Here is a 22,944-nt window from a genome sequence, read left to right as displayed (position 1 = left end):
CCGACCGACCGAGCCGAGAGACGGAGCGTGTCATGACCAGCGGGACCAAGGGCATCCCCGCCACGACCGCGAAGTGGGTGAACCCGCTGCGCGATCCGCGCGACAAGCGGCTCCCCCGCATCGCGGGCCCGTGCGGGCTCGTGATCTTCGGCGTGACCGGTGACCTGTCGCGCAAGAAGCTCATGCCGGCCATCTACGACCTCGCGAACCGGGGGCTGCTGCCGCCGGGTTTCGCGCTCACCGGCTTCGCCCGCCGGGACTGGGACGAGCAGGACTTCGGCCAGGTCGTGCACGAGGCCGTGAAGCAGCACGCGCGCACGCCGTTCCGCCAGGAGGTGTGGGACCGGCTCGCCGAGGGCTTCCGCTTCGTGCAGGGCTCGTTCGACGACGACGACGCCTTCGACCGGCTCGAGCAGACCGTGCGCGACCTCGACCGGGTCCGCGGGACCGGCGGTAACCACGCCTTCTACCTGTCGATCCCGCCCTCGGCCTTCCCCGTGGTGTGCAAGCAGCTGGCGCGGTCGGGCCTGTCCGCGCAGAACGACGACCAGTGGCGCCGGGTCGTCATCGAGAAGCCCTTCGGCCACGACCTGCAGTCGGCCAAGGAGCTCAACGCGATCGTCAACGACGTCTTCCCCGAGGACTCGGTCTTCCGGATCGACCACTACCTCGGCAAGGAGACGGTGCAGAACGTCCTGGCGCTGCGCTTCGCCAACCAGCTGTTCGAGCCGATCTGGAACAGCAACTACGTCGACCACGTGCAGATCACCATGGCCGAGGACATCGGTCTGGGCGGGCGCGCGGGCTACTACGACGGCATCGGCGCCGCGCGCGACGTCATCCAGAACCACCTGCTGCAGCTGCTGGCGTTCACGGCGATGGAGGAGCCGACCTCCTTCTCCTCCGACGAGCTGCGCGGCGAGAAGATCAAGGTGCTGCGGGCCACCAAGCTGGTCCAGCCGCTCGACGAGACCACCGCCCGCGGGCAGTACAGCGGCGGCTGGCAGGGCGGGGAGCTGGTCCGCGGGCTCAAGGAGGAGGAGGGCTACGACCCGAACTCCACCACCGAGACCTACGCCGCGATCACCTGCGAGATCGAGACCCGCCGCTGGGCGGGCGTCCCGTTCTACCTGCGCACGGGCAAGCGTCTCGGCCGCCGGGTCACCGAGATCGCGGTGATCTTCAAGCGGGCGCCGCACCTGCCGTTCGACTCCACGATGACCGAGGAGCTGGGGCAGAACGCGCTGGTCATCCGGGTGCAGCCGGACGAGGGCGTGACCATGCGGTTCGGGTCGAAGGTGCCGGGCAGCCAGATGGAGGTCCGGGACGTCACGATGGACTTCGGCTACGGCACGGCGTTCACCGAGGCCTCCCCCGAGGCCTACGAGCGGCTCATCCTCGACGTGCTGCTCGGCGAGCCCTCGCTGTTCCCGGTGAACGAGGAGGTCGAGCGGTCCTGGGAGATCCTCGACCCGGTCATCGAGCACTGGCACGCACTGCCGGAGGGGCCGCCGCCCTACCCCGCGGGATCGTGGGGCCCCGAGCAGGCCAACGAGATGCTCGCCCGGACCGGCCGCACCTGGCGCCGACCGTGAGCGTGCGCACGGCCGCATCGACCTGCCCCTAGTCCCCGAGGAGCCACGGGAATGATCGTCGACCTTCCGTCGAGCAACACCTCGGCGGTCAACAAGAAGCTGGTCGAGCTGCGCGAGCGCGGCGGCGTGCTCGCCCTCGGCCGCGTGCTCACCCTCGTCGTCGTCACCGACGACGGCGCCTCGATCGAGAGCGCCATCGAGGCCGCCAACACCGCCAGCCGCGAGCACCCGTGCCGGGTGATCGTCCTGGCGCGGGGCCAGCGGAAGGCCGCGGCCCGGCTCGACGCGCAGATCCGGGTCGGCGGCGACGCCGGCGCCAGCGAGGTGATCGTGCTGCGCGGCTACGGCGCGCTGGCCGGGGGCGAGGCCGGCGCCGGCATGGTGATGCCGCTGCTGCTGCCCGACGCCCCGGTGGTCGCGTGGTGGCCGGAGGAGGCCCCGGCCGTGCCGGCCGAGGACCCGATCGGCGAGCTCGCCCAGCGCCGCATCACCGACGCGCTGTCGTCGAAGAACCCGATCAAGGCGTTCGAGCAGCGGCGGGCGCACCACGTCGCCGGCGACACCGACCTCACCTGGACCCGGCTCACCCAGTGGCGCGCACTGCTGGCCGCGGCGCTGGACTTCCCGCCGCACGACGAGGTCACCGGCGCGCTGGTCGCGGGCGAGCAGGTCTCGCCGTCGACCGACCTGCTCGCGGGCTGGCTGGTCACCCGGCTCGGGGTGAAGGTCAAGCGCTCCCCCGCCGCGCGCGGCCAGGGCATGTCGCTGGTCCGGCTCACCCGGGCGGCCGGCCCGGTCGAGCTGGTCCGGCCGGACGGCAAGACGGCCACGCTGTCCCAGCCCGGTCAGCCGGACCGGATGATCGCGCTGGCCCGCCGGGGGGTGCCGGACTGCCTCGCCGAGGAGCTGCGCCGGCTCGATCCGGACGACACCTACGGCGAGGCCCTCGCCGGCGTCGACCACGTCTCCCGCGGCCGGACGGCGGTGCAGGTGTGAGCAGCGGCGCCCCCGAGATCACCATCCACTCCGACGCCGACGTCCTCGCCGCGGCCACCGCGGCGCGGCTGGTGACCCGGCTCGTCGACCTGCAGGCCACCGGGAACATCCCGCGGCTGGTGCTGACCGGCGGCGGCGTGGGCATCAAGCTCCTCGCCCACATCCGCGACTCGCCGGCCCGGGCCGCGGTGGACTGGTCCCGCGTGGAGTTCTACTGGGGCGACGAGCGGTTCCTGCCCGCCGGCGACCCCGAGCGCAACGAGACCCAGGCCCGCGAGGCGCTGCTCGACCACGTCGGCGTCGACCCCGCGCTGGTCTACCCGATGGGCGCGGACGTGGGCACCGGGCCGTCGGGCGCCGACGAGGCCGCCGCGGAGTACGCCGACCTGCTCGCCCGCAAGGCCCGGCCCGAGGACCACGGCGACGTGCCGGCCTTCGAGATCACGCTGCTGGGCATGGGCGGGGAGGGGCACACCGCGTCCGTCTTCCCGGAGTCGCCGGCGGTCTACGAGACCGAGCGGACCGTCATCCCGGTCTACAACTGCCCGAAGCCCCCGCCGACCCGGGTCTCGCTGTCGCTGCCGGCCATCCGGACCTCGCAGGAGGTCTGGATCGTGACGGCCGGCGAGGAGAAGGCCGCCGCCGTCAGCATGGCGCTGGGCGGCGCGGGCGAGGTCGCGATCCCGGTCGCGGGCGCCCGGGGCCGGCTGCGCACCCGCTGGCTCCTCGACCGTGCGGCGGCGTCGAAGCTGCCCTCGGACCTGCGCAACCCCTGAGGGGCGGCACCGTGCGCCACCTGATCGTCGACGGCGCCAACGTGGTCGGCTCCCGCCCGGACGGCTGGTGGCGCGACCGGGCGGGCGCGGCGTCCCGGCTGGCCGCGCAGCTCGCCGACGCCCGGGACGCGGGGGTGCTGGCGTCGCTGGGCGACCGGATCCTGCTGGTGCTGGAGGGCGCGGCCAAGCGGGCCGAGGTCCCCGAGGGCCTCGAGGTCCTGCTCGCGCCCGCGGACGGGGACTCGGCGATGGTCGAGCTCGCCCACGACCTCGGCGAGCGCGACGAGGACGTGTGCGTGGTGACCGCCGACCGGGAGCTCACCCGGCTCCTCCACGCCGTGGGCGCCTCCACGGCGAAGCCCGGCGCCCTTCTCGCCCTCCTCGACCCCTGATCGCGTTATGGAACCATAGCGCGCTCCAAGGGCCTCAATTCGCGCATTATGGTTCCATAACGCGCCTCAACCCGCTGAATTGTCGCGTTATGGTTCCATAACGCTTCTCGGGCGTCGGGAAATGCGCGTTATGGTTCCATGATGCTAGCGGCGGTGGGGGGCGCGGGCCGCCGCGGCGGCGCGGGCGTGCACCGCGCCGGCGACCACCGAGCGGCGCGGCAGCGGGCTGGAGTAGACGACGCTGGTGGTGACGCCGCCGAGCCCCGCGACCCGGCCCGTGACCTCCTCCAGGTGCCGCATCGTGCGGGTGCGGACCGTGAGCACGAAGCAGTCCTCGCCCGTGACGTGGTGCGCCTCGATGATCTCCGGGGTGGTGGCGAGCAGGTCGCGGAAGGGCGTGTGGTTCCCGTTCGGGTAGCGCAGCCGGACCAGGGCCATGATCGGCAGCCCGAGCTTCTCGGGGTCGACCTCGCAGCCGTAGCCGGTGATCACCCCGGTCTCCTCCAGCCGTCGCACCCGCTCGGTGACCGCGCTGGGCGAGAGCCCGACCAGCCGGCCCAGGTCGGCGTAGCTCGCCCGCCCGTCGCGCTGCAGGGCTTCCAGCAGGCGCCAGTCGGTGTCGTCGAGGGAATCCACGGCCATGGCGGCACTCTAGCCGTCGAATCCACGACACCGCGCCGACGGCGATGACTTCGTCCGGTTCGTGCCGTCTCCCCTGCAACGGCACAGGACGACACGAGGAGACCCCGATGAAGCAGATCACCACCTGCCTGTGGTTCGACGGCCAGGCGCAGCAGGCCGCCGAGTTCTACACCTCCGTGTTCCCGAACTCGGAGATCACCGAGATCCAGCGGTACCCCGAGGGTGCGCCCGGCCCCGCCGGTGAGGTCATGATCGCGTACTTCACGCTCGACGGCCGCGACTTCGCCGGGCTCAACGGCGGGCCGCAGTTCCCGCACAGCGAGGCGATCTCGTTCGTGGTGCCCTGCGAGTCCACCGAGGAGATCGACCGGTACTGGGACGCGCTGATCGAGGGCGGCGAGCCCCAGCCGTGCGGCTGGCTGAAGGACAGGTTCGGCGTGTCCTGGCAGGTCGTGTCGCTGGAGGCCGAGGAGTGGATGAAGGACCCGGACACCGCGAAGGCCAACCGGACGATGCAGGAGATGCTCTCGCAGTTCGGCAAGCCGGACGTCGAGGCGATGCGGAAGGCCTACCTCGGCGAGAAGGCGGACGCGTGAGCGGCCGGGGTGCCGATCTCCGCGGAACCTAAGCTGACCGCATGCGCATCGGCACCCCGCTCGCCCCCTCCGCGACCCGCGTCATGCTGCTCGGCGCCGGCGAGCTCGGGAAGGAGGTCGTGATCGCCTTCCAACGGCTGGGTGTCGAGGTCGTGGCGGTCGACCGCTACCCGGACGCGCCCGGCCACCAGGTCGCCCACCGTGCCCACGCGATCGACATGACCGACCCGGTCGCGCTCACGGCGCTGATCGAGCAGGAGCAGCCGCAGTACGTCATCCCCGAGATCGAGGCGATCGCGACCACCGCGCTGCTGGGGGTCGAGGAGGCCGGCACGGCCACGGTCGTCCCGACCGCCCGCGCCACCCGGCTGACGATGGACCGCGAGGGCATCCGCCGGCTCGCCGCCGAGGAGCTCGGGCTGCCCACCTCGCCGTACGCGTTCGCCGACTCCCTGGAGGAGGTGCGGACCGCGATCGACGGCGGGATCGGGTACCCGTGCGTGCTCAAGCCGGTGATGTCGTCGTCGGGCAAGGGACAGTCCGTGCTGCGCTCCGCCGCGGACCTGGAGCCGGCGTGGGGCTACGCGATGGCGGGTGGCCGGGTCGCGGGTACCCGGGTCATCGTCGAGGGCTTCGTCGCCTTCGACTACGAGATCACCCAGCTGACCGTGCGGGCGGCCGACGGGACCCACTTCTGCGCGCCCATCGGGCACCTCCAGGAGGGCGGGGACTACGTCGAGTCGTGGCAGCCGCAGCCGATGTCGGACGCCGCCGTGGCGGCCGCCCGGGACGTCTCCGGCCGGATCACCGAGGCGCTCGGCGGTCGCGGCGTCTTCGGCGTCGAGCTGTTCGTGCGGGGGGACGAGGTCCTCTTCTCGGAGGTCTCCCCGCGGCCGCACGACACCGGCCTGGTCACGCTGGCGACCCAGCGGCTCTCGGAGTTCGAGCTGCACGCCCGCGCCGTGCTGGGCCTGCCGGTCGACGTCGCCCTCCGCTCCCCCGGCGCCTCCGCGGTGATCTACGGCGGGGTCGACGCGAAGGCCGTCGGGTTCGAGGGGGTCGACGCGGCGCTGGCCGTGCCCGGGACCGACCTCCGGCTCTTCGGCAAGCCCGAGAGCTTCGTGAAGCGGCGGATGGGCGTCGCGGTGGCCGCGGCGGACGACGTCGAAACCGCCCGGATGCGCGCGAAGCAGGCCGCCGGCCTCGTCCGCGTCGTCGTGGACTGACCGGGGATTCCACGGCGAGAACGTCGAACGACCGGGGAACCAGCCTTCCTGGAGCGCGATCTTCCCCCTAGCGTTCCTGGCATGGCCCTTTCCGCTGCGGCGTCGCCCGTCCTCGCCGTCCGGCCCGCCCCGCCCGCCGAGGCGGCCGCGTTCTTCGCGACCCGGCTGGCCTGCCTCACCGACGTGGCCGACGTGCACACCGCGCTCGCCGGACCGGCCCCGGGCTTCGTGCTCGTGGACACCCGCAGCCGCGCGGCCTGGGACCAGGGCCACGTGCCGGGCGCGGTGCACCTCCCGCACGCCGCCCTGCCCGGCGACCTCGACCCGGCGGTCCCGGTGGTGACCTACTGCTGGGGCCCGGGCTGCGACGGCGCGACCCGCGGTGCGCTCACGCTCGCCCGGGCCGGCTTCCGGGTGAAGGAGATGCTGGGCGGGATCGAGTACTGGATCCGCGAGGGCCTTCCCGTCGAGACGGCCGACGGGACCCGCCGGACCGACCCCGACCCGTTGACCACCCCGTGCGGCTGCTGAGCGGGACCGGTCAGGTGCTGGGCACCGTGCCCGGCGGCAGCTCGCGCTCGCCGTCGGCGCTGCGGTGCCGGTGCCAGTGCGGCGGCGTGAGGTGGATCTGCGCGGCGTAGACGATCCAGCCGACCACCGACAGCCCCAGCCACGTGATCAGGCGGTAGACCAGCACCGTCGCGGCGGCGGGCGCCACGGGCGCGCCCGCGGCGAGCAGCACGCCGAGCAGCCCGGTCTCGGCCAGGCCGGCCCCGCCGGGCAGCACCTGAAGCGCGATGCTGAGCTGGACCACGAGGAAGCCGAGGGCGAGTGTGGTCCACCGGGCGTCGAGTCCGAGGGCCTCGGCACAGGCGTGCAGGGCGAGGAAGTCACCCGCCCAGCTGGCCAGGGCCGTGCCGGCGAGCACCAGCCACTGCACCGGGGACGGGTGCAGGATGTCGATGCGCTCGGCCAGCCGGTTCGCGGTGGCCTCCGGGTTCGAGGCCCAGCTGTCGCGGCAGTCGTGGCACACGCCCGGCACCCGCCGCCACAGGTGCACGAGGCCGAGCAGGATCCGGTGCAGGACCGACGCGTGCGTGAGCACCGACCAGAACCCCATCGTCCCGACGACGATCGCGGCGGCCACCACCACCGCGAGCCACATCGGCATCCAGCCTGCGGCCCCGACGATGAAGACCGCGCCGACCAGCAGGACGATCGTCGACAGGGCGCCGGGCAGGAACACCGACCACGAGGCCAGCGCGGCGTCGACCCCCCGGCTGCGGAGCCGGGCGATCGAGTAGGCGAGCGCGCCGGCGCCGCCGACGACCGGGACGGTGTTGGCGATCGCGTTCTCGGCGAACGTGATGGCCTGCACCGTACGGCCCGGGACCCGGGCGCCGCCGATCACCAGCATGAACCGGTGCAGCTCGCCGTAGAGCGCCAGCGCGGCCACGGCGAGCAGCACGGCGAGCGCGAGCCAGCCGGGCCGCATGTGGGACAACGGGTCCCCGGCCTCCCAGACGGCGCGGACCATGTCCGGCATCTGCCACGCGATGTAGCCCAGCGCGGCCGCGACCAGGATCCAGTGCAGCACCGTCTTGGCGTGGCGCAGCGGCCAGGACAGCACCGTCGAGACGGCCGAGCGCGCCCGCACTGCCATGGACCCTCCCCGGTGCTCCGCCGCCGACCCAGGCTAGCCCCCGGGCCGGACGGGAAACCGCGCTCCGGGTCTCAGCCCTGCTCCTCCGGCAGCCGGCCGTTGTTGTAGTCGTCGTAGGCCGACAGGTCGAGGAAGCCGTGCCCGCTGTAGTTGAAGAGGATCACCTTCTCCTCCCCCGTCTCCTTGGCGGCCAACGCCTCGTCGATCGCGGCCCGGACCGCGTGCGCGCACTCCGGAGCCGGGATCTTGCCCTCGACCTTGGCGAACTGCACCGCCGCCTCGAACACCTTGCCCTGCGGGTAGGCCACCGCCTCCATCCGACCCGCCTTGACCAGTGCCGACACCAGCGGCGAGTCGCCGTGGTAGCGCAGCCCGCCCGCGTGGATGGACGGCGGCACGAAGTCGTGCCCGAGCGTGTACATCGGCATGAGCGGGGTCAGCCCGGCGACGTCCCCGAAGTCGTACTCGAACCGGCCACGGGTGAGCGTCGGACAGGACAGCGGCTCGACGGCGAGCAGCCGCACGCCCCCGTCCGGCACGAACGGGAAGGTGATCCCGCCCAGGTTGGAGCCGCCGCCGCAGGACGCGAGGACGACGTCCGGCAGCCGCTCGCCCGCCAGCTCCAGCTGCTCCTTGGCCTCGAGCCCGATCACCGTCTGGTGCAGCAGCACGTGGTTGAGCACCGAGCCCAGGGCGTAGTGCGTGTCCTCGCGGCCCACGCAGTCCCGCACGGCGTCGGAGATCGCGGCGCCGAGCGAGCCGGGGTGGCCTGGCTCGTCCACCGGGGACGGGACCACCGAGCCGCCCCAGGTCTCCATCGCGACCCGGCGGTACGGCTTCTGCTCGTAGGAGGCGCGGACCATGTAGACCTGCAGCTCCAGGCCGTACTGCGCAGCCGCATAGGACAGCGCGGTGCCCCACTGCCCGGCCCCGGTCTCGGTGGTGAGGCGGGTGATGCCCTCCTTGGCGTTGTAGAACGCCTGGGGCACGGCGGTGTTGGTCTTGTGGCTGCCCGACGGCGAGCCGGACTCGTCCTTGAAGTAGATCCGCGCGGGCGTACCGAGTGCCCGCTCCAGCCGTTCGGCCCTGACCAGCGGGGTGGGGCGCCACAGCTTCAGGATGTCCACGACCTCGCCCGGGACGTCGATCCACGGCGCGGTCGACACCTCCTGCCCGATCAGCTCCATCGGGAACAGCGGCGCCAGGTCGTCGGGACCGACGGGTTCCCGGGTGCCGGGGTGCAGCGGCGGGTCCACCGGCTCCGGCAGGTGCGGCGCCACGTTGAACCAGGCGCTCGGGATCCTGTCGGGCGGCAGCGTCCAGCGACTCATGGCGCGGAGGCTAGCGATCACGCGGGCGGGGTGGAAGGGTCCTCCGGCTGGGCCGACGGGACCCGCGTACGCACGTCCCGCCGGACCGGCCGCGCGGGACGCGCGGCCGAATCGGGACCTGTGGTCCTTGACCGCCCCGGACGGCGAACCGAGCATCGCCCGCACAGCAGGGCCGCGCGGTCGCGCCGGCCGGCCGGGCGGCGTGCCGGGCCGGGGTCGCGGCGGCGCCGCCGCGGGAGACGCCATGCCGGCACCGGTCCGTCCCGACCCGCACGCCGCTCCCGCGGCCCGGTCCGCGCGCGCCGAGGTCACGGCGCTCGCCCGCGCCGCCGGCGGGTCGGGGATCGTGTTCGCGGCCCTGTTCGTCGTGGCGCTGGTGCTCGTGTCGCAGGGTCCCGGCCTCGACGCCCCGGACGACGCCTACACCGCCTTCTTCACCTCGGGCCGCGACTCGCTGCTGGTCTCCGTCGGCCTCTACGTGGTGCCCTTCGCCGGGATCGCGTTCCTGTGGCACATGGTCGCGAGCCGGACGTACATGCAGGTCATCGCGCCGCGCTCGTGGGCGCGGATCCCGCACTGGCTGCACCTCGCCTCGGGCGTCGTGTTCGTGGCCCTGCTCTTCGCGGGCACCGCCACCGCGGGCGGCGCCGCGCTGCTCACCCGCTTCTCCTCCGCCGCGCCCCCGCCGCCCGACGTCGTCCGCACGCTGATGACCGTCGGCTTCACCATGGTCTTCGTCTACGGCGTCCGGGTCGCCGGCATGTTCATGATCACCACGACGAGCGGGCTGGGCCGCACGCTCCCCCGGCCGGTCGCCGTCGTCTTCTACCTGGCCGCGGCATTCCTGCTGGTCAGTACGACGTTCCATCCCTCGGTCCTGCTGGTGTTCCCCGGCTGGGTGCTCGTGCTGAGCGTCCTGCTGCTGGTGCGCCGCGCGGGGCCGGAGGACGGTGCCACGAAGGAGGACACGGATGAGCAGTGAGACCGGCCCCGCGACCGGCGCGGGCGAGCGGATCGTGGGCATCGACGAGCTGCCCGGTCCGCACCCGTTGCCCGTGCTCGGCAACCTCCTCGACATCGACAGCACCGCCCCGATGGACGGCTTCCTGCGGATGGCGAAGGAGTACGGCCCGATCTACCGGCTCAGCATGCCGAGCGGGTCGCGGCTGCTCCTGTCCGGCGCCGACCTCGCCCAGGAGGTGTTCGACGACACCCGCTTCGACAAGGCGCTGGGCGGCGGCCTCGCCCAGCTCAGCGCGGGGCCGATCGGGAACGGGCTGTTCACCTCCGAGACCGACGACCCGCTCTGGCACCGGGCGCACGAGATCCTCATGGCGCCCTTCTCGATGCGCGCGATGCGGGACTACGTGCCGCGGATGGTCGACATCGCCGAGCAGCTCATGGAGAAGTGGGCCCGGCTCAACCCCGGCGAGGAGGTCGACGTCCCCGCCGACATGACGCGGCTGACCCTCGACACGATCGCGCTGTGCGGGTTCGGCTACCGGTTCAACTCCTTCTACCGCGACACCCCGCACCCGTTCGTGCAGGCCATGACCCGGGTGCTGACCGAGGCGCAGGGCCGGCAGCGCCAGCTGCCCATCCAGAACCGGCTGCGGGTGCGCGCCCAGCGGCAGCTCGAGGAGGACGCGACCTTCATGAGCGACCTGGTCGACGGACTGGTGCGCGAGCGCCGGGCCCAGGGCGAGGCCGCCGACGACACCGACCTGCTCGGGCGCATGCTCGTCGGCCGCACCCGGGACGGCGAGTCGCTGCCGGACGAGAACATCCGCGCGCAGTGCATCACCTTCCTCATCGCCGGCCACGAGACGACCTCCGGCCTGCTCGCCTTCGCCGTCTACGAGCTGCTGAAGAACCCCGAGGCGGCGCAGCGGGCCCGCGACGAGGTCGACGAGGTCCTCGGCGACGACGCCGCGCCGACCTTCGAGCAGATCGGCCGGCTCCGCTACGTCCGCCAGGTGCTCGACGAGACGCTGCGGCTCTGGCCGACCGCGCCCGGCTTCACCCGCACCCCCCGCGAGGACACCGTGATCGGCGGGCGGTACGCGATCCCGGCCGGCACGCCGATCACGGTGCTGGCGGGAGCGCTGCACCGCGACACCTCGGTCTGGGACGACCCGGAACGGTTCGACCCCGACCGCATGGCCGCGGACAAGGTCGCGGCCCTCCCGCCGAACGCCTACAAGCCCTTCGGCACCGGCCAGCGGGCCTGCATCGGGCGGCAGTTCGCCCTGCAGGAGGCCACGCTGGTGCTCGGCATGATGCTGCAGCGCTTCGAGCTCGAGGACCATCTCGACTACCAGCTGCACACGAAGACCACCCTGACCGTGAAGCCCGACGAGTTCCGGATCCTCGTCCGGCCGCGCGAGGGCCGCGCCCTGCGCGCGGCCCCGGTCGCGACCGGCACGGGCGCCACGGCCGCGCAGGAGGCCGTGCCCGTCGGCGCGCCGGAGCCGCTGGTGACCAAGCACGGCACCCCGCTCGCGGTGCTGTTCGGGTCCAACCTCGGCACGGCCGAGGCGCTGGCCACCACGCTCGCGGGCGAGGGCGCCGTGCGCGGCTTCGACGTGACCCTCGGCCCGCTCGACGACCACGTCGGCGGGCTGCCCGAGAAGGGCGCGGCGGTCGTCGTCAGCTCCTCGTACAACGGCACCCCGCCGGACAACGCCGCGGCGTTCAGCGAATGGCTCGCCGGTCCGGACGCCCGCGTGCCCGGCACGGCGTTCGCGGTGTTCGGGTGCGGCGACAGCGAGTGGGCCGGGACCTACCAGGCCGTGCCGACCCGGCTCGACGAGGGCCTGGCCGCGGCGGGTGGGCGGCGCGCCCACCCCCGCGGCGCCGGCGACGCCAGTGCCGACTTCGACGCCGCCTACCGGGACTGGCACGCGGGGCTGTGGGCCGGCCTCGCCCGGTCCCTCGACCTGCCCGCGGAGGTCGGCGCGGAGCTGCGGCACGGCCCGCGGCTGACCGTCACGCTCACGAACCGGCAGGTCACCAACCCGGTCGTGCTCTCCTACCACGCCCGGCCCGGCCGGATCACCGCCAACCGCGAGATGATCCTCGGGACGGACGGCAAACCGCCGGAGCGCTCGACCCGGCACGTGGAGATCGCGTTGCCCGAGGGGGTGACCTACGGCGCGGGCGACCACCTCGGGGTGCTGCCCCGCAACGGCATCGACCCCATCCGCCGCGTGATCGCGCACTTCGGCCTCGACGGCGCGCAGTACGCCACGATCATCCCGACCGGGACGGCGCCGACCCACCTGCCGGTCGACGAGCCCGCCCCGTTGCTCGGGGTGCTGGCCACCTGCGTGGAGCTGCAGGACGTGGCGACCCGCGGCGACGTCGAGACCCTCGCCCGGTACACGGGGGACCCGGCCGTGAAGGCCGAGCTCGAGGCGCTCGCCGGCGACGGGTACCGCGCGGGCGTGGCCGAGCCCTACCGCTCGGTGCTCGACCTGCTCGAGGCCTTCCCCGCGTGCGACCTGCCCTTCGCCGAGTTCCTCGACCTGCTGCCGCCGCTGCGGCCGCGGTACTACTCGATCTCGTCCTCACCGCGGGCGGGCAACGAGGACTGCAGCATCACCGTCGGAGTGGTCCGCGGGCCGGCCCGGTCGGGGTCCGGCGTCTACCGCGGCACGTGCTCCGGACACCTGTCGGAGCTGCCGGAGCAGGGCACGGCGTTCGTGTTCGTGCGCAAGCCGACGATCGCCTTCCGCCCGCCGGCCGACCCCAGCATCCCGATGATCATGGTCGGCGCCGGGACCGGGCTCGCGCCGTTCCGCGGGTTCCTGCAGGACCGGGCCGCCGACGCGGCCGAGGGCCGGACCGTCGGGCGGTCCCTGCTGTTCTTCGGCTGCCGCAGCCCCGAGGCCGACGAGCTCTACGCCGACGAGCTGCGCGGGCTCCAGGAACAGGGTCTCGTGCACCTCGTCCCCGCGTACTCGCGGTGGGCCGGCGGCCCGCGGCAGTACGTCCAGGAGGCGATGCTCGAGCACGCCGACGAGGTGTGGGAGCTGCTGCAGCAGGGCGCCGCGGTGTTCGTGTGCGGCAATGCCTCGACCATCGCGCCCGGGGTGCGGGCGGCGCTGCGGCAGGTGTTCCGGGACCGGACCGGTGCGTCCGAGGCCGACGCCGACGCGTGGCTGGCCGGGCTGCGCGCCGCCGACCGGTTCCTGGAGGACATCTGGGGCAGCGGCACCGGCTGACCCGACGGACGGGCCCGAGAACGCCGCCGGCCCCGCGAACCATGGTTCGCGGGGCCGGCGGCGGGTCTGCGGAGGCGCCCTCAGAGCTCGCGGGAGGCGCGCAGCCTCGCGAGGGCCTCCTCGAGGATGGCGGCGCCGTCCTCGTCCGAACGGCGCTCCTTCACGTACGCGAGGTGCGTCTTGTACGGCTCGTTGCGCGGCGCAGCGGGCGGCGAGGCCTGCTCGCGGCCGGCCGGCAGGCCGCAGCGCGGGCAGTCCCAGTACTCCGGGATCTCCGCCTCGGCCGCGAACGACGGCCGCGTCTCGTGGCCGTTGGCGCAGAAGTACGGGATCCGGGCCCGGGGGGCGGTCTCACCCCGCTCGGACTCGCCCATCGGGCCGGCCCCGACCCGGGTACCGCGGATCGCGTTGCCGCCGGACATCGCCATGGTGCTCTCCTCCGCTCGACGCCGCTGTGGTGCAGGGCGTGACTGCAGGGCGTTCGGTCAGGCCCCGACCTTGACCAGCAGGCCGGTCCCGATGATGGCGACCAGCCAGATCGCCGCGGTGAACAGCGTCAGCCGGTCCAGGTTCTTCTCGACGACACTCGACCCCGAGAGGCTCGACTGCACACCGCCGCCGAAGAGGCTCGACAGCCCGCCTCCGCGCCCGCGGTGCAGCAGGATCAGCAGCACCAGCACGACGCTGGACACGATCAGCACGATCTGGAGCGCCAGGATCATCCCGTTCTCATCCGCCCTCTCGAAGCCCGGCAGGGGTGTCCACTGTAACCGGCGCCGCTCACCCGCTCGCCCCGGGCCGTGTTCGTGGGTCGCCGGGGGCGGGCGCTGCGTTACCGGACCGCCGAACGCACCCCGCCGACCGTCCAACGGCCGGGATGCACCCCGGGTTCCCCGGGTCCCCGAGAACGCACGAACGGCGCCCCCGCCCCTGGGAAGGAGCGGGAGCGCCGTCCGCCGGATACCGGAGGCCGCCGGCTAGGGCAGCGGGCCGCCCGCGGCGATCGCGCAGAGCTGGGCGAACTCGTCCGCGTCGAGCGAGGCCCCGCCGACGAGCGCGCCGTCCACGTCCGCCTCGGCCACGATCTCGCCGACGTTCTTCGCCTTCACCGAGCCGCCGTAGAGGATCCGCGTCCCGTCGGCGACCTGGTCGCCGTACTTCTCGCGGACCGCCTCGCGCAGCGCGTGGCAGACCTCCTGGGCGTCGGCCGGGCTCGCCACCTTGCCGGTGCCGATCGCCCAGATCGGCTCGTACGCCACGACGACCTCGCCGATCTGCTCGGCCGTGACCTTCTCCAGGGCCGCGACCAGCTGCGCGGTCGTGTGGGCGACCTGGGCGCCGGACTCGCGGACGTCGAGCCCCTCGCCGACGCAGAGGATCGGTCGGAGGCCGTGCCTCAGCGCGGCGCGCACCTTGGCGTTGACGACGCCGTCGTCCTCGCCGTGGATCTCCCGTCGCTCCGAGTGGCCGACCACCACGTAGGTGCAGCCGAGCTTGGCGAGCATCGCGCCCGACACGTCCCCGGTGTAGGCCCCGGAGTCGTGCGGCGAGAGGTCCTGCGCGCCGTGGACCAGCTTGAGCTTGTCCCCGTCGATCAGCGTCTGCACGCTGCGGATGTCCGTGAACGGCGGGAGCACCGCCACGTCGACGTGGTCGTAGTACTTCTCCGGCAGCGCGAAGGCGACCTTCTGCACCAGCCCGATGGCCTCGAGGTGGTTGAGGTTCATCTTCCAGTTGCCGGCGATGAGCGGCTTGCGTGCCATCAGCGCTCCAGGACCGCGACGCCGGGGAGGGACTTGCCCTCCAGGAACTCCAGGGACGCCCCGCCGCCGGTGGAGATGTGCGAGAAACCGTCCTCGGGCAGGCCCAGCGCGCGCACGGCGGCCGCGGAGTCCCCGCCGCCGACGACGCTGAAGGCGCCGGAGTCCGCGGTGGCGTCGACGATCGCCTGCGCCACCCCGCGGGTGCCCTCGGCGAACGGCGCCATCTCGAACACGCCCATCGGCCCGTTCCAGAACACGGTCCTCGCCCCGGCCAGGACGGACGCGAACTCCCGGACCGACTCCGGTCCGATGTCCAGGCCCATCCAGCCGTCCTCGATCGCGTCGACCGGGACGGTCTTGGTCGCCGCGTCGGCCGCGAACCTGTCGGCGACGACGACGTCCGTCGGGAGGACGATCTTCCCCGACTCCAGGAGCTTGCGGGACGTGTCGATCTGGTCCGACTCGAGCAGCGACGAACCCACGCCGTAGCCCTGTGCGGCGAGGAAGGTGAAGCACATCCCGCCGCCGACCAGCAGCGAGTCGACCTTCGGCAGCAGCGCCTCGATCACGGCGAGCTTGTCCGACACCTTCGACCCGCCGAGCACGACCGCGTACGGCCGCTCCGGGTCTCCGGTGAGCTTCTGCAGCACCTCGACCTCGGAGAGGACCAGCCCGCCGGCGTAGGCCGGGAGCTCCTGCGCCACGTCGTACACCGAGGCCTGCTTGCGGTGCACCACGCCGAAACCGTCCGACACGAACGCCGCGTCGGCCCCGACGAGGTCGACGAGCTCGCGGGCGAGCTCGGCCCGCTGGTCGTCGTCCTTGCTGGTCTCGCGCGGGTCGAACCGGATGTTCTCCAGCAGCGCGACCTGGCCGTCGGCCAGCTCCGGCCGCTGCCCGTGCGGCACGAGCGCGACCTCCTTGCCGAGCAGCTCGCCGAGCCGCTTCGCCACCGGGGCCAGCGAGTACTTGGCGTTCTCCCCGCCCGCCCCGGCCCCGCCCTTCGGCCGGCCGAGGTGCGCGGTGACGAGGACCCGGGCCCCGGCGTCGGCCAGGGTCGAGAGCGTCGGCACGGACGCGCGGATGCGGCCGTCGTCGGTGATGGTCTCGCCGTCGAGCGGGACGTTCAGGTCCGAGCGCACCAGCACGGCGCGCCCGCTCACGCCCTCGGCGACGAGGTCGGAGACGGTCTTCACAGCTTCGACGCCACCAGGGCGGTGATGTCGGCGAGCCGGTTCGAGTAGCCCCACTCGTTGTCGTACCAGCCGACGACCTTGACCTGGTTGCCGATGACCTTGGTCAGGCCGGCGTCGAAGATCGTCGAGTGCGGGTCGGTCACGATGTCCGACGAGACGATCGGGTCCTCGGTGTACTTGAGGATGCCCTCGAGCGGGCCCTCCGCGGCGGCCTTGAACGCCGCGTTGATCTCCTCGGCGGAGGCCTCCTTGCGGACCTCGACCGTGAGGTCGGTGGCCGAGCCGGTGGGGATCGGCACGCGCAGGGCGTAGCCGTCGAGCTTGCCCTTGAGGTGCGGCAGGACCAGCGAGATCGCCTTCGCGGCGCCGGTCGAGGTCGGGACGATGTTGATGGCGGCGGCGCGGGCGCGGCGCAGGTCCTTGTGCGGGCCGTCCTGCAGGTTCTGGTCCTGTGTGTACGCGTGGATCGTGGTCATCAGACCCTTCTCGATCCCCAGCAGGTCGTCGAGCACCTTCGCCAGCGGCGCGAGGCAGTTGGTGGTGCACGAGGCGTTGGAGACGATGGCCTGGCTGCCGTCGTACTGGTCGTCGTTGACGCCCTTGACGATCGTGATGTCCTCGCCGGTGGCCGGCGCGGAGATGACGACCTTCTTGGCGCCCGCGTCGAGGTGCTTGGCCGCGGCCTCGCGCTTGGTGAACAGGCCGGTCGACTCCACGACGACGTCGACGCCGAGGTCCTTCCACGGCAGCTCGGCGGGGTCGCGGACCGCGAGGCCCTTGAAGCCCTTGCCGTCGACGACGATCTCCTCGTCCGTCGAGGAGACCTCGTAGGGCAGCCTGCCGAGGATCGAGTCGTACTTCAGCAGGTGCGCCAGAGTCGCGTTGTCGGTGATGTCGTTCACCGCCACGATCTCGATGTCGCTCGTGCCGGCGGCGCGCTGGGCGTCCACCGCCCGCCAGAAGTTGCGGCCGATGCGGCCGAAGCCGTTCACGCCTACCCGGACCGTCACACGAACCTCCACTGGTGTCGTCTTGGGGATCGGGCCAACCCTAGCGGCATCGGCCGCCCTTCACAGGGACCCGGCGGGCGTGACCTGCACGGCATTTGCGCAGGTCGGTGCGCACGTGGGTGCGTCCTGGGTCACGCCTCCTCGAGCATCTCCGGGGTGACCGCGGACTCCGTGTCCGGGATCCCCAGGTCGGCGGCGCGCTTGTCCGCCATGTGCAGCAGCCTGCGGATCCGCCCGGCGACGGCGTCCTTCGTCATCGGCGGGTCGGCGAGCTGGCCGAGCTCCTCGAGCGAGGCCTGGGTGTGCTCGGCCCGCAGCCTGCCCGCGGCCAGCAGGTGGTCGGGGACGTCGTCGCCGAGGATCTCCAGCGCGCGCCGGACCCGGGCCGCCGCCGCGACCGCGGCGCGGGCCGAGCGGCGCAGGTTGGCGTCGTCGAAGTTGGCGAGGCGGTTGGCGGTGGCCCGGACCTCGCGGCGCATCCGCCGCTCCTCCCACGCCATCACGGACTCGTGCGCACCCATCCGCGTCAGCAGGGCGCCGATGGCGTCCCCGTCCCGGACGACGACCCGGTCCGCGCCGCGCACCTCGCGCGCCTTGGCGGTGACCCCGAGCCGGCGCGCCGAGCCGACCAGGGCCAGCGCGGCCTCCGGGCCCGGGCACGTCACCTCCAGCGCGGAGCTGCGGCCGGGCTCGGTGAGCGAGCCGTGCGCGAGGAACGCGCCGCGCCAGGCGGCCTCGGCGTCGTCCAGGTCGCCGGAGACGACGGCGGGCGGCAGCCCGCGCACCGGGCGGCCGCGCTGGTCGAGCAGCCCGGTCTGGCGGGCCAGGCCCTCGCCGTCGCGCACCACGCGGATCACGTACCGGTTGCCGCGGCGCAGCCCGCCCGCGGTGATGACGTGCGCCTCGACCTGGTGGCCGTAGAGGTCGTGGATCTCCTTGCGGAGCCGGCGCGCGACGGAGCCGGTGTCGACCTCGGCCTCGATCACCACGCGGCCGCCCACGATGTGCAGGCCCCCGGCGAAGCGGAGCAGCGACGCGACCTCGGCCCGCCGGCACGAGGGCTTCGTCACGGTGAGCCTGCTGAGCTCGTCCTTCACCGCCGCGGTCATCGCCATGCCGTGCCCCTCCCCCTCCGGTCCGTCCGCACGCCCCGCGCGTGCGCCTGCCCCCTCATGCCCGCCTCCCGGCCGGCATCGGCGCGGACGCCGCCAGGACCTCCCGCAGCGCCGCCGCCAACGCCGCCGGCTCGTGCCGCGGCACGAGCGGGTCCTGCGCCGCGACCGGGGCGAGATGCACCCGGCCGCCGGGTCCCATCATCGCCCGTGCCGCCCGGCGCAGCCGATGGGGTACCGCCACCGCCGCCGCGTCGGCCAGCACCGCGTCCACGCGCAGCTCCGGGGCGTGGGCCGCGAGCACCGCCAGGTGCTGCTCCGGCGAGAAGTCCGCCGTCTCCCCCGGCTCCGGCGCCAGGTTCAGCACCACGACCCGCCGGGCGGCCGTCTCGTCCAGGGCCTCGCGCAGGCCCGGGACCAGCAGGTGCGGCAGCACGCTGGTGAACCAGGAGCCCGGCCCGAGCAGCACGAGGTCCGCCGTGCGGACGGCCTCCACCGCCTGTTCGCAGGCCGGCGGCCGGTCCGGGTGCAGCCGCACCCGTTCGACCCGGCCGGGGGTCGACGCCACCGCGACCTGGCCACGGATCCGGTGCAGCCGGCCGGGGTCGGTCTCGTCCAGCCCGCTGACCTCGGCCTCCATGTCCAGCGGCACCCGGCTCATCGGCAGCACCCGGCCGCGCACGCCGAGCAGGCGGCAGACCTCGTCGAGCGCCTCCACCGGGTCGTCGAGGATCTCCATCAGCCCGGCCAGCAGGAGGTTGCCCACGGCGTGCCCGGCCAGCGCGCCCGTGCCGCCGAAGCGGTGCTGGACGAGTTCGGCCCAGCGGCGGCCCCCGTCGTCCTGCGCGGCGAGCGCCACGAGCGCCATCCGCAGGTCGCCCGGGGGCAGCAGGCCGCCCAGCTCGCGGCGGATCCGGCCGGACGAACCGCCGTCGTCGGCCACCGTGACCACGGCGGTGACGTCGGCGACCTCGGACATCTGCCGCAGCGCGGACAGCGTCGCGGACAGGCCGTGCCCGCCGCCGAGGGCGACCGCGCGCAGCCCCCGACCGCCGTCCGCGGCGTCGCCGCCGTCCTCCCGCTGTCCCGGCACCCGGGCCGCCCGCCCCGGCCCCGTCACTCGCGGCCCAGGTCGCGGTGCGTCACGCTCACCGCGACCCCCTCCGCGCCCGCCAGCCGCCGGGCCAGCTCCTCGCTGATCGCCACGCTGCGGTGCTTGCCCCCGGTGCAGCCCACCGACACCGCGAGGTACCGCTTGCCCTCGCGCCGGTAGCCCGCGCCCATCAGCGTCAGCAGCTCGACGTAGCGGCCCAGGAACTCCTCGGCGCCCTCCTGGGAGAGCACGTAGTCGCGGACGTCGGCGTCGCGCCCGGTGTGCTCGCGCAGCTCGGGGATCCAGTGCGGGTTCGGCAGGAACCGCATGTCCACGACCAGGTCGGAGTCCATCGGCAGGCCGTACTTGTAGCCGAACGACAGGATGTTCACCCGGGTCGGCTCCGGGGCGCCCGTCTCGAAGCCCTGCTCGATGCGGGACCGCAGCTGGTGCACCGACAGGGTGGAGGTGTCGACGAGCAGGTCCGCGTTCTCCCGCAGCGGGCGCAGCAGCTCCCGCTCGGCGGTGATGCCGTCGACCAGCCGGCCCGCGCCCTGCAGCGGGTGGCCGCGGCGGTTCTGCTCGAACCGGCGCACGAGCACGGCGTCGGAGGCCTCGAGGAACAGCAGCCGGGGCTTGTAGCCGCGGGCGTCGAGGTCCCGGATCACCGCGCTCAGGTCGCGGGTGAACGCCCGGCTCCGCACATCCATGACGACCGCGATGCGCGTGACCTCGCCGCTGGAGCGCGCGCCCAGGTCGACCATCGTCTCGATCAGCTCGGGCGGCAGGTTGTCCACCACGAACCAGCCGAGGTCCTCGAGCACCTTCGCCGCCGTGCTGCGGCCGGCCCCGGACAGTCCGCTGACCAGCGCGACCTCGATCCCGGACGGCCCGGGCGTGCCCCCCGCGGCGGAGCCGCCGGCCTCGACCGCCGGGACCCGCCGGGCCGCCGCGGCCGCCTCGGTCTCGCCGGTGCCCGCCGGCGCGGTTTCCGCCGGTGTGGTCCCCGGGTCCACGGCCGGTGCCGTGCCCGTCGTCGTCGGTTCGCCGTCCTGGTTCACCGGCCGGGCGCCCCCTCCGCGCTCGTTCCCGCTGTCTGATGGTCGGCCGTTCCGTGTCCGGCCTGGTGCTCGGCGGGCTGTTCGTCCGCCCGGGCCTCCGGGTTACCGCCGTCAGGCCGAGCGCCGTCGGCCGGGTGGAGGGCGGCGACCACGGCTTCCGCCGTGCGCCGGCCGAACCCCGGCAGCCCGGCGATCTCGTCGACCTCCGCGGCCCGGATCCTCCGCATCGAGCCGAAGTGCCGGAGCAGCGCCTGCCGCCGGGCCGGCCCGAGTCCCGGCACCCCGTCGAGCTCGGAGGCCACCATGCTCTTGGAACGACGCTGGCGGTGGTAGGTGATGGCGAAGCGGTGCGCCTCGTCCCGCGCGCGCTGCAGCAGGTACAGCGCCTCGCTGGTCCGGGAGAGGATCACCGGGTCCGGGTCACCGGGCAGCCAGACCTCCTCCAGCCGCTTCGCCAGCCCGCAGACCGCCACGTCCTGGATGCCGAGGTCCGCCAGCACGTCCGCGGCCGCCTCCACCTGCGGCTGCCCGCCGTCGACGACCAGGAGGTTCGGGGCGTAGGCGAACTTCTTCGGCCGGCCGGTCGTCGGGTCGATGCCGGTGCGGACCTTCGGCATGGACTCGGCCTCGTCCGGCTCCCCGGCCCCGTCCGGCTCCCCGGCCCCGTCCGGCTCCCCGGCCCCGTCCGGCTCCCCGGCCCCGTCCGGCTCCCCGGCCCCGTCCGGCTCCACGGCCCCGTCGCGGTTCTCCGCGAGGTACCGGCGGAACCGCCGCCGGACCACCTCGGCGATCGACGCGACGTCGCCGCCCTGGGCGCCGTCGCGGACCTCGAAGCGGCGGTAGTCGGACTTCTTGGCCAGCCCGTCCTCGAACACCACCAGCGAGGCGACGACGTTGGTCCCCTGCACATGGCTGACGTCGATGCACTCGATCCGCAGCGGCGCCTGGTCCAGGCCCAGGGCCTCCTGCAGCTCCTGCAACGCCGCCGACCGGGCCGTGAGGTCCCCGGCGCGGCGCAGCTTGTGCTGGGTGAACGCCTCCTTGGCGTTGCGCTCGACGGTCTCGGCGAGCGCCCGCTTGTCGCCGCGCTGCGCCACCCGCAGCCGCACGCGGGACCCGCGTAGCCCGGTGAGCCACTCCTGCAGGGCGTCGGCCTCCGGTGGGAGCTCGGGGACCAGGATCTCCCTCGGCACCGGCTGCGAGGCGTCGTCCGCGGCCTCGGCCAGGGCCGCCTGCTCGCCGTAGAACTGGGTGACGAACCGTTCGACGAGCGCGGCGGTGTCCGCGGTCTCGTCCGTCTTGTCGATCACCCAGCCGCGCTGCCCGCGGACCCGGCCGCCGCGCACGTGGAAGACCTGGACGGCCGCCTCCAGCTCGTCCTGCGCGAACGCGACGACGTCGGCGTCGGTGCCGTCGCCCAGCACCACGGCCTGGCGCTCCATGGCGCGCTTGAGCGCACCCACGTCGTCCCGCAGGCGGGCGGCACGCTCGAACTCCAGGCCCTCGGCCGCCTCCTGCATCCGGCGCTCGAGCTCGCGGATCATCCGGTCGGTGCGCCCGGACAGGAAGTCGCAGAACTCGTCGACGATCCGGCGGTGCTCCTCGGCGTCCACCCGGCCGACGCACGGCGCCGAGCACTTGTCGATGTAGCCGAGCAGGCAGGGCCGGCCGATCTGGCCGTGCCGGCGGAAGACGCCCGCGCTGCAGGTCCGCGCGGGGAACACGCGCAGCAGCAGGTCGAGGGTCTCGCGGATGGCCCACGCGTGGGCGTACGGGCCGAAGTAGCGGACGCCCTTGCGTCGCGGGCCGCGGTAGACGTGCAGCCGCGGGTACTCCTCGTTCAGCGTGACCGCGAGCACCGGGTAGGTCTTGTCGTCCCGGTAGCGGACGTTGAACCGCGGGTCGAACTCCTTGATCCAGTTGTACTCGAGCTGGAGGGCCTCGACCTCGGTGCCGACGACCGTCCACTGCACGTGCCCGGCCGTGGTCACCATCTGCCGGGTGCGCGGGTGCAGGCCGGCGATGTCGGCGAAGTAGCTGTTCAACCGTTGGCGCAGGCTCTTCGCCTTGCCGACGTAGATCACCCGGCCCTGCGGGTCGGAGAAGCGGTACACGCCCGGGGCCTCGGGGATCGTCCCCGGGGCCGGGCGGTAGGTGGCGGGGTCGGGCATGGCCTCCCCAGGGTAGAGCCGCCCCCCGACACGCCGTGCCGCCCGGGCGGTGTCGGGGCCCGGGGACCGGGGGTGTATCCAACCGGAACTGTCGG

The 22,944-nt window shown here is 73.9% G+C and carries 21 protein-coding genes; 9 read left to right on the top strand and 12 right to left on the bottom strand.

Annotated features, from left to right (window positions below):
* The first annotated feature begins 32 nt into the window (after positions 1-32).
* Genes zwf through LWC35_RS08645 form a run of 4 tightly spaced genes read left to right on the top strand, consistent with a single transcriptional unit; the run spans position 33 to position 3,759 of the window.
* A complete protein-coding gene (gene zwf, locus LWC35_RS08660) occupies positions 33-1,595 on the top strand; it encodes a glucose-6-phosphate dehydrogenase (protein ID WP_232869510.1) in 1,563 nt (520 codons plus the stop codon).
* Between the two features lie 51 nt (positions 1,596-1,646).
* A complete protein-coding gene (gene opcA / locus LWC35_RS08655) occupies positions 1,647-2,591 on the top strand; it encodes a glucose-6-phosphate dehydrogenase assembly protein OpcA (protein WP_232869509.1) in 945 nt (314 codons plus the stop codon).
* The gene (gene pgl, locus LWC35_RS08650; RefSeq protein WP_232869508.1) at positions 2,588-3,367 is read left to right on the top strand and encodes a 6-phosphogluconolactonase; all 780 of its coding nucleotides are present in this window, start codon (positions 2,588-2,590) and stop codon (positions 3,365-3,367) included. The genes opcA and pgl overlap by 4 nt, the downstream gene beginning before the upstream one ends.
* Positions 3,368-3,378: 11 nt before the next feature.
* Positions 3,379-3,759 (top strand): PIN domain-containing protein, encoded by a 381-nt coding sequence (locus tag LWC35_RS08645; RefSeq protein WP_232869507.1) that lies wholly within the window; start codon positions 3,379-3,381, stop codon positions 3,757-3,759.
* Positions 3,760-3,903: 144 nt separating this feature from the next.
* On the opposite strand, the gene LWC35_RS08640 is transcribed toward LWC35_RS08645, so the two are convergent.
* The gene (locus LWC35_RS08640; protein WP_232869506.1) at positions 3,904-4,401 is read right to left on the bottom strand and encodes an Lrp/AsnC family transcriptional regulator; all 498 of its coding nucleotides are present in this window, start codon (positions 4,399-4,401) and stop codon (positions 3,904-3,906) included.
* Between the two features lie 107 nt (positions 4,402-4,508).
* Here LWC35_RS08640 and LWC35_RS08635 point away from each other — a divergent pair, with 107 nt between their 5' ends.
* The 3 genes from LWC35_RS08635 (at position 4,509) to LWC35_RS08625 (ending at position 6,754) form a co-directional block, all read left to right on the top strand.
* Positions 4,509-4,997 carry a VOC family protein gene (locus LWC35_RS08635; RefSeq protein ID WP_232869505.1) on the top strand — a complete coding sequence of 163 codons (489 nt, stop codon included), beginning with the start codon at positions 4,509-4,511 and terminating at the stop codon, positions 4,995-4,997.
* A gap of 41 nt (positions 4,998-5,038) precedes the next feature.
* Positions 5,039-6,223, top strand: coding sequence for a formate-dependent phosphoribosylglycinamide formyltransferase (gene purT, locus LWC35_RS08630; protein ID WP_232869504.1), 1,185 nt, complete (start codon positions 5,039-5,041; stop codon positions 6,221-6,223).
* An 81-nt stretch (positions 6,224-6,304) separates the two neighbouring features.
* Positions 6,305-6,754 (top strand): rhodanese-like domain-containing protein, encoded by a 450-nt coding sequence (locus LWC35_RS08625; RefSeq protein WP_232869503.1) that lies wholly within the window; start codon positions 6,305-6,307, stop codon positions 6,752-6,754.
* 10 nt (positions 6,755-6,764) lie between these two features.
* On the opposite strand, the gene LWC35_RS08620 is transcribed toward LWC35_RS08625, so the two are convergent.
* Both LWC35_RS08620 and LWC35_RS08615 read right to left on the bottom strand, forming a co-directional pair.
* Positions 6,765-7,886 (bottom strand): lysylphosphatidylglycerol synthase transmembrane domain-containing protein, encoded by a 1,122-nt coding sequence (locus tag LWC35_RS08620; RefSeq protein WP_232869502.1) that lies wholly within the window; start codon positions 7,884-7,886, stop codon positions 6,765-6,767.
* Positions 7,887-7,957: 71 nt separating this feature from the next.
* Positions 7,958-9,217 (bottom strand): TrpB-like pyridoxal phosphate-dependent enzyme, encoded by a 1,260-nt coding sequence (locus LWC35_RS08615; RefSeq protein ID WP_232869501.1) that lies wholly within the window; start codon positions 9,215-9,217, stop codon positions 7,958-7,960.
* Between the two features lie 244 nt (positions 9,218-9,461).
* Between LWC35_RS08615 and LWC35_RS08610 the strand changes: the two genes are divergently transcribed.
* Both LWC35_RS08610 and LWC35_RS08605 read left to right on the top strand, forming a co-directional pair.
* Positions 9,462-10,199, top strand: coding sequence for a hypothetical protein (locus tag LWC35_RS08610; RefSeq protein WP_232869500.1), 738 nt, complete (start codon positions 9,462-9,464; stop codon positions 10,197-10,199).
* Entirely contained in the window at positions 10,189-13,443 is a 3,255-nt protein-coding gene (locus LWC35_RS08605; protein WP_232869499.1) for a bifunctional cytochrome P450/NADPH--P450 reductase, read from the top strand. Before LWC35_RS08610 ends, LWC35_RS08605 begins: the two co-directional genes overlap by 11 nt.
* An 80-nt stretch (positions 13,444-13,523) precedes the next feature.
* On the opposite strand, the gene LWC35_RS08600 is transcribed toward LWC35_RS08605, so the two are convergent.
* From LWC35_RS08600 to uvrC, 9 genes are all read right to left on the bottom strand, one after another.
* Positions 13,524-13,865 (bottom strand): RNA polymerase-binding protein RbpA, encoded by a 342-nt coding sequence (locus tag LWC35_RS08600; RefSeq protein ID WP_232869555.1) that lies wholly within the window; start codon positions 13,863-13,865, stop codon positions 13,524-13,526.
* Between the two features lie 63 nt (positions 13,866-13,928).
* Positions 13,929-14,165 (bottom strand): preprotein translocase subunit SecG, encoded by a 237-nt coding sequence (gene secG, locus LWC35_RS08595; protein ID WP_037038713.1) that lies wholly within the window; start codon positions 14,163-14,165, stop codon positions 13,929-13,931.
* A gap of 255 nt (positions 14,166-14,420) precedes the next feature.
* On the bottom strand, positions 14,421-15,206 hold the full coding sequence (gene tpiA, locus LWC35_RS08590; protein WP_232869498.1) for a triose-phosphate isomerase: 786 nt from the start codon (positions 15,204-15,206) through the stop codon (positions 14,421-14,423).
* Complete coding sequence (locus tag LWC35_RS08585) at positions 15,206-16,402, bottom strand: phosphoglycerate kinase (RefSeq protein ID WP_232869497.1); 1,197 nt, start codon at positions 16,400-16,402, stop codon at positions 15,206-15,208. Before LWC35_RS08585 ends, tpiA begins: the two co-directional genes overlap by 1 nt.
* The gene (gap, locus tag LWC35_RS08580) at positions 16,399-17,412 is read right to left on the bottom strand and encodes a type I glyceraldehyde-3-phosphate dehydrogenase (protein WP_232869496.1); all 1,014 of its coding nucleotides are present in this window, start codon (positions 17,410-17,412) and stop codon (positions 16,399-16,401) included. Before gap ends, LWC35_RS08585 begins: the two co-directional genes overlap by 4 nt.
* Before the next feature lie 131 nt (positions 17,413-17,543).
* The gene (gene whiA / locus LWC35_RS08575; RefSeq protein ID WP_232869495.1) at positions 17,544-18,527 is read right to left on the bottom strand and encodes a DNA-binding protein WhiA; all 984 of its coding nucleotides are present in this window, start codon (positions 18,525-18,527) and stop codon (positions 17,544-17,546) included.
* Positions 18,528-18,582: 55 nt separating this feature from the next.
* Positions 18,583-19,566 carry a gluconeogenesis factor YvcK family protein gene (locus LWC35_RS08570; RefSeq protein WP_232869554.1) on the bottom strand — a complete coding sequence of 328 codons (984 nt, stop codon included), beginning with the start codon at positions 19,564-19,566 and terminating at the stop codon, positions 18,583-18,585.
* Positions 19,567-19,640: 74 nt separating this feature from the next.
* A complete protein-coding gene (gene rapZ / locus LWC35_RS08565) occupies positions 19,641-20,498 on the bottom strand; it encodes an RNase adapter RapZ (protein WP_232869553.1) in 858 nt (285 codons plus the stop codon).
* Positions 20,499-20,674: 176 nt separating this feature from the next.
* Positions 20,675-22,849, bottom strand: a complete 2,175-nt coding sequence (gene uvrC, locus LWC35_RS08560) for an excinuclease ABC subunit UvrC (protein WP_232869494.1) — start codon at positions 22,847-22,849, stop codon at positions 20,675-20,677.
* Positions 22,850-22,944: the final 95 nt, after the last annotated feature.

The sequence above is a fragment of the Pseudonocardia kujensis genome (assembly GCF_021283305.1).
In the GTDB taxonomy this organism is placed as follows: domain Bacteria; phylum Actinomycetota; class Actinomycetes; order Mycobacteriales; family Pseudonocardiaceae; genus Pseudonocardia; species Pseudonocardia kujensis.
Note: the sequence above shows the minus strand (reverse complement) of the source record. Positions and strands in the feature narration are given on the sequence as shown.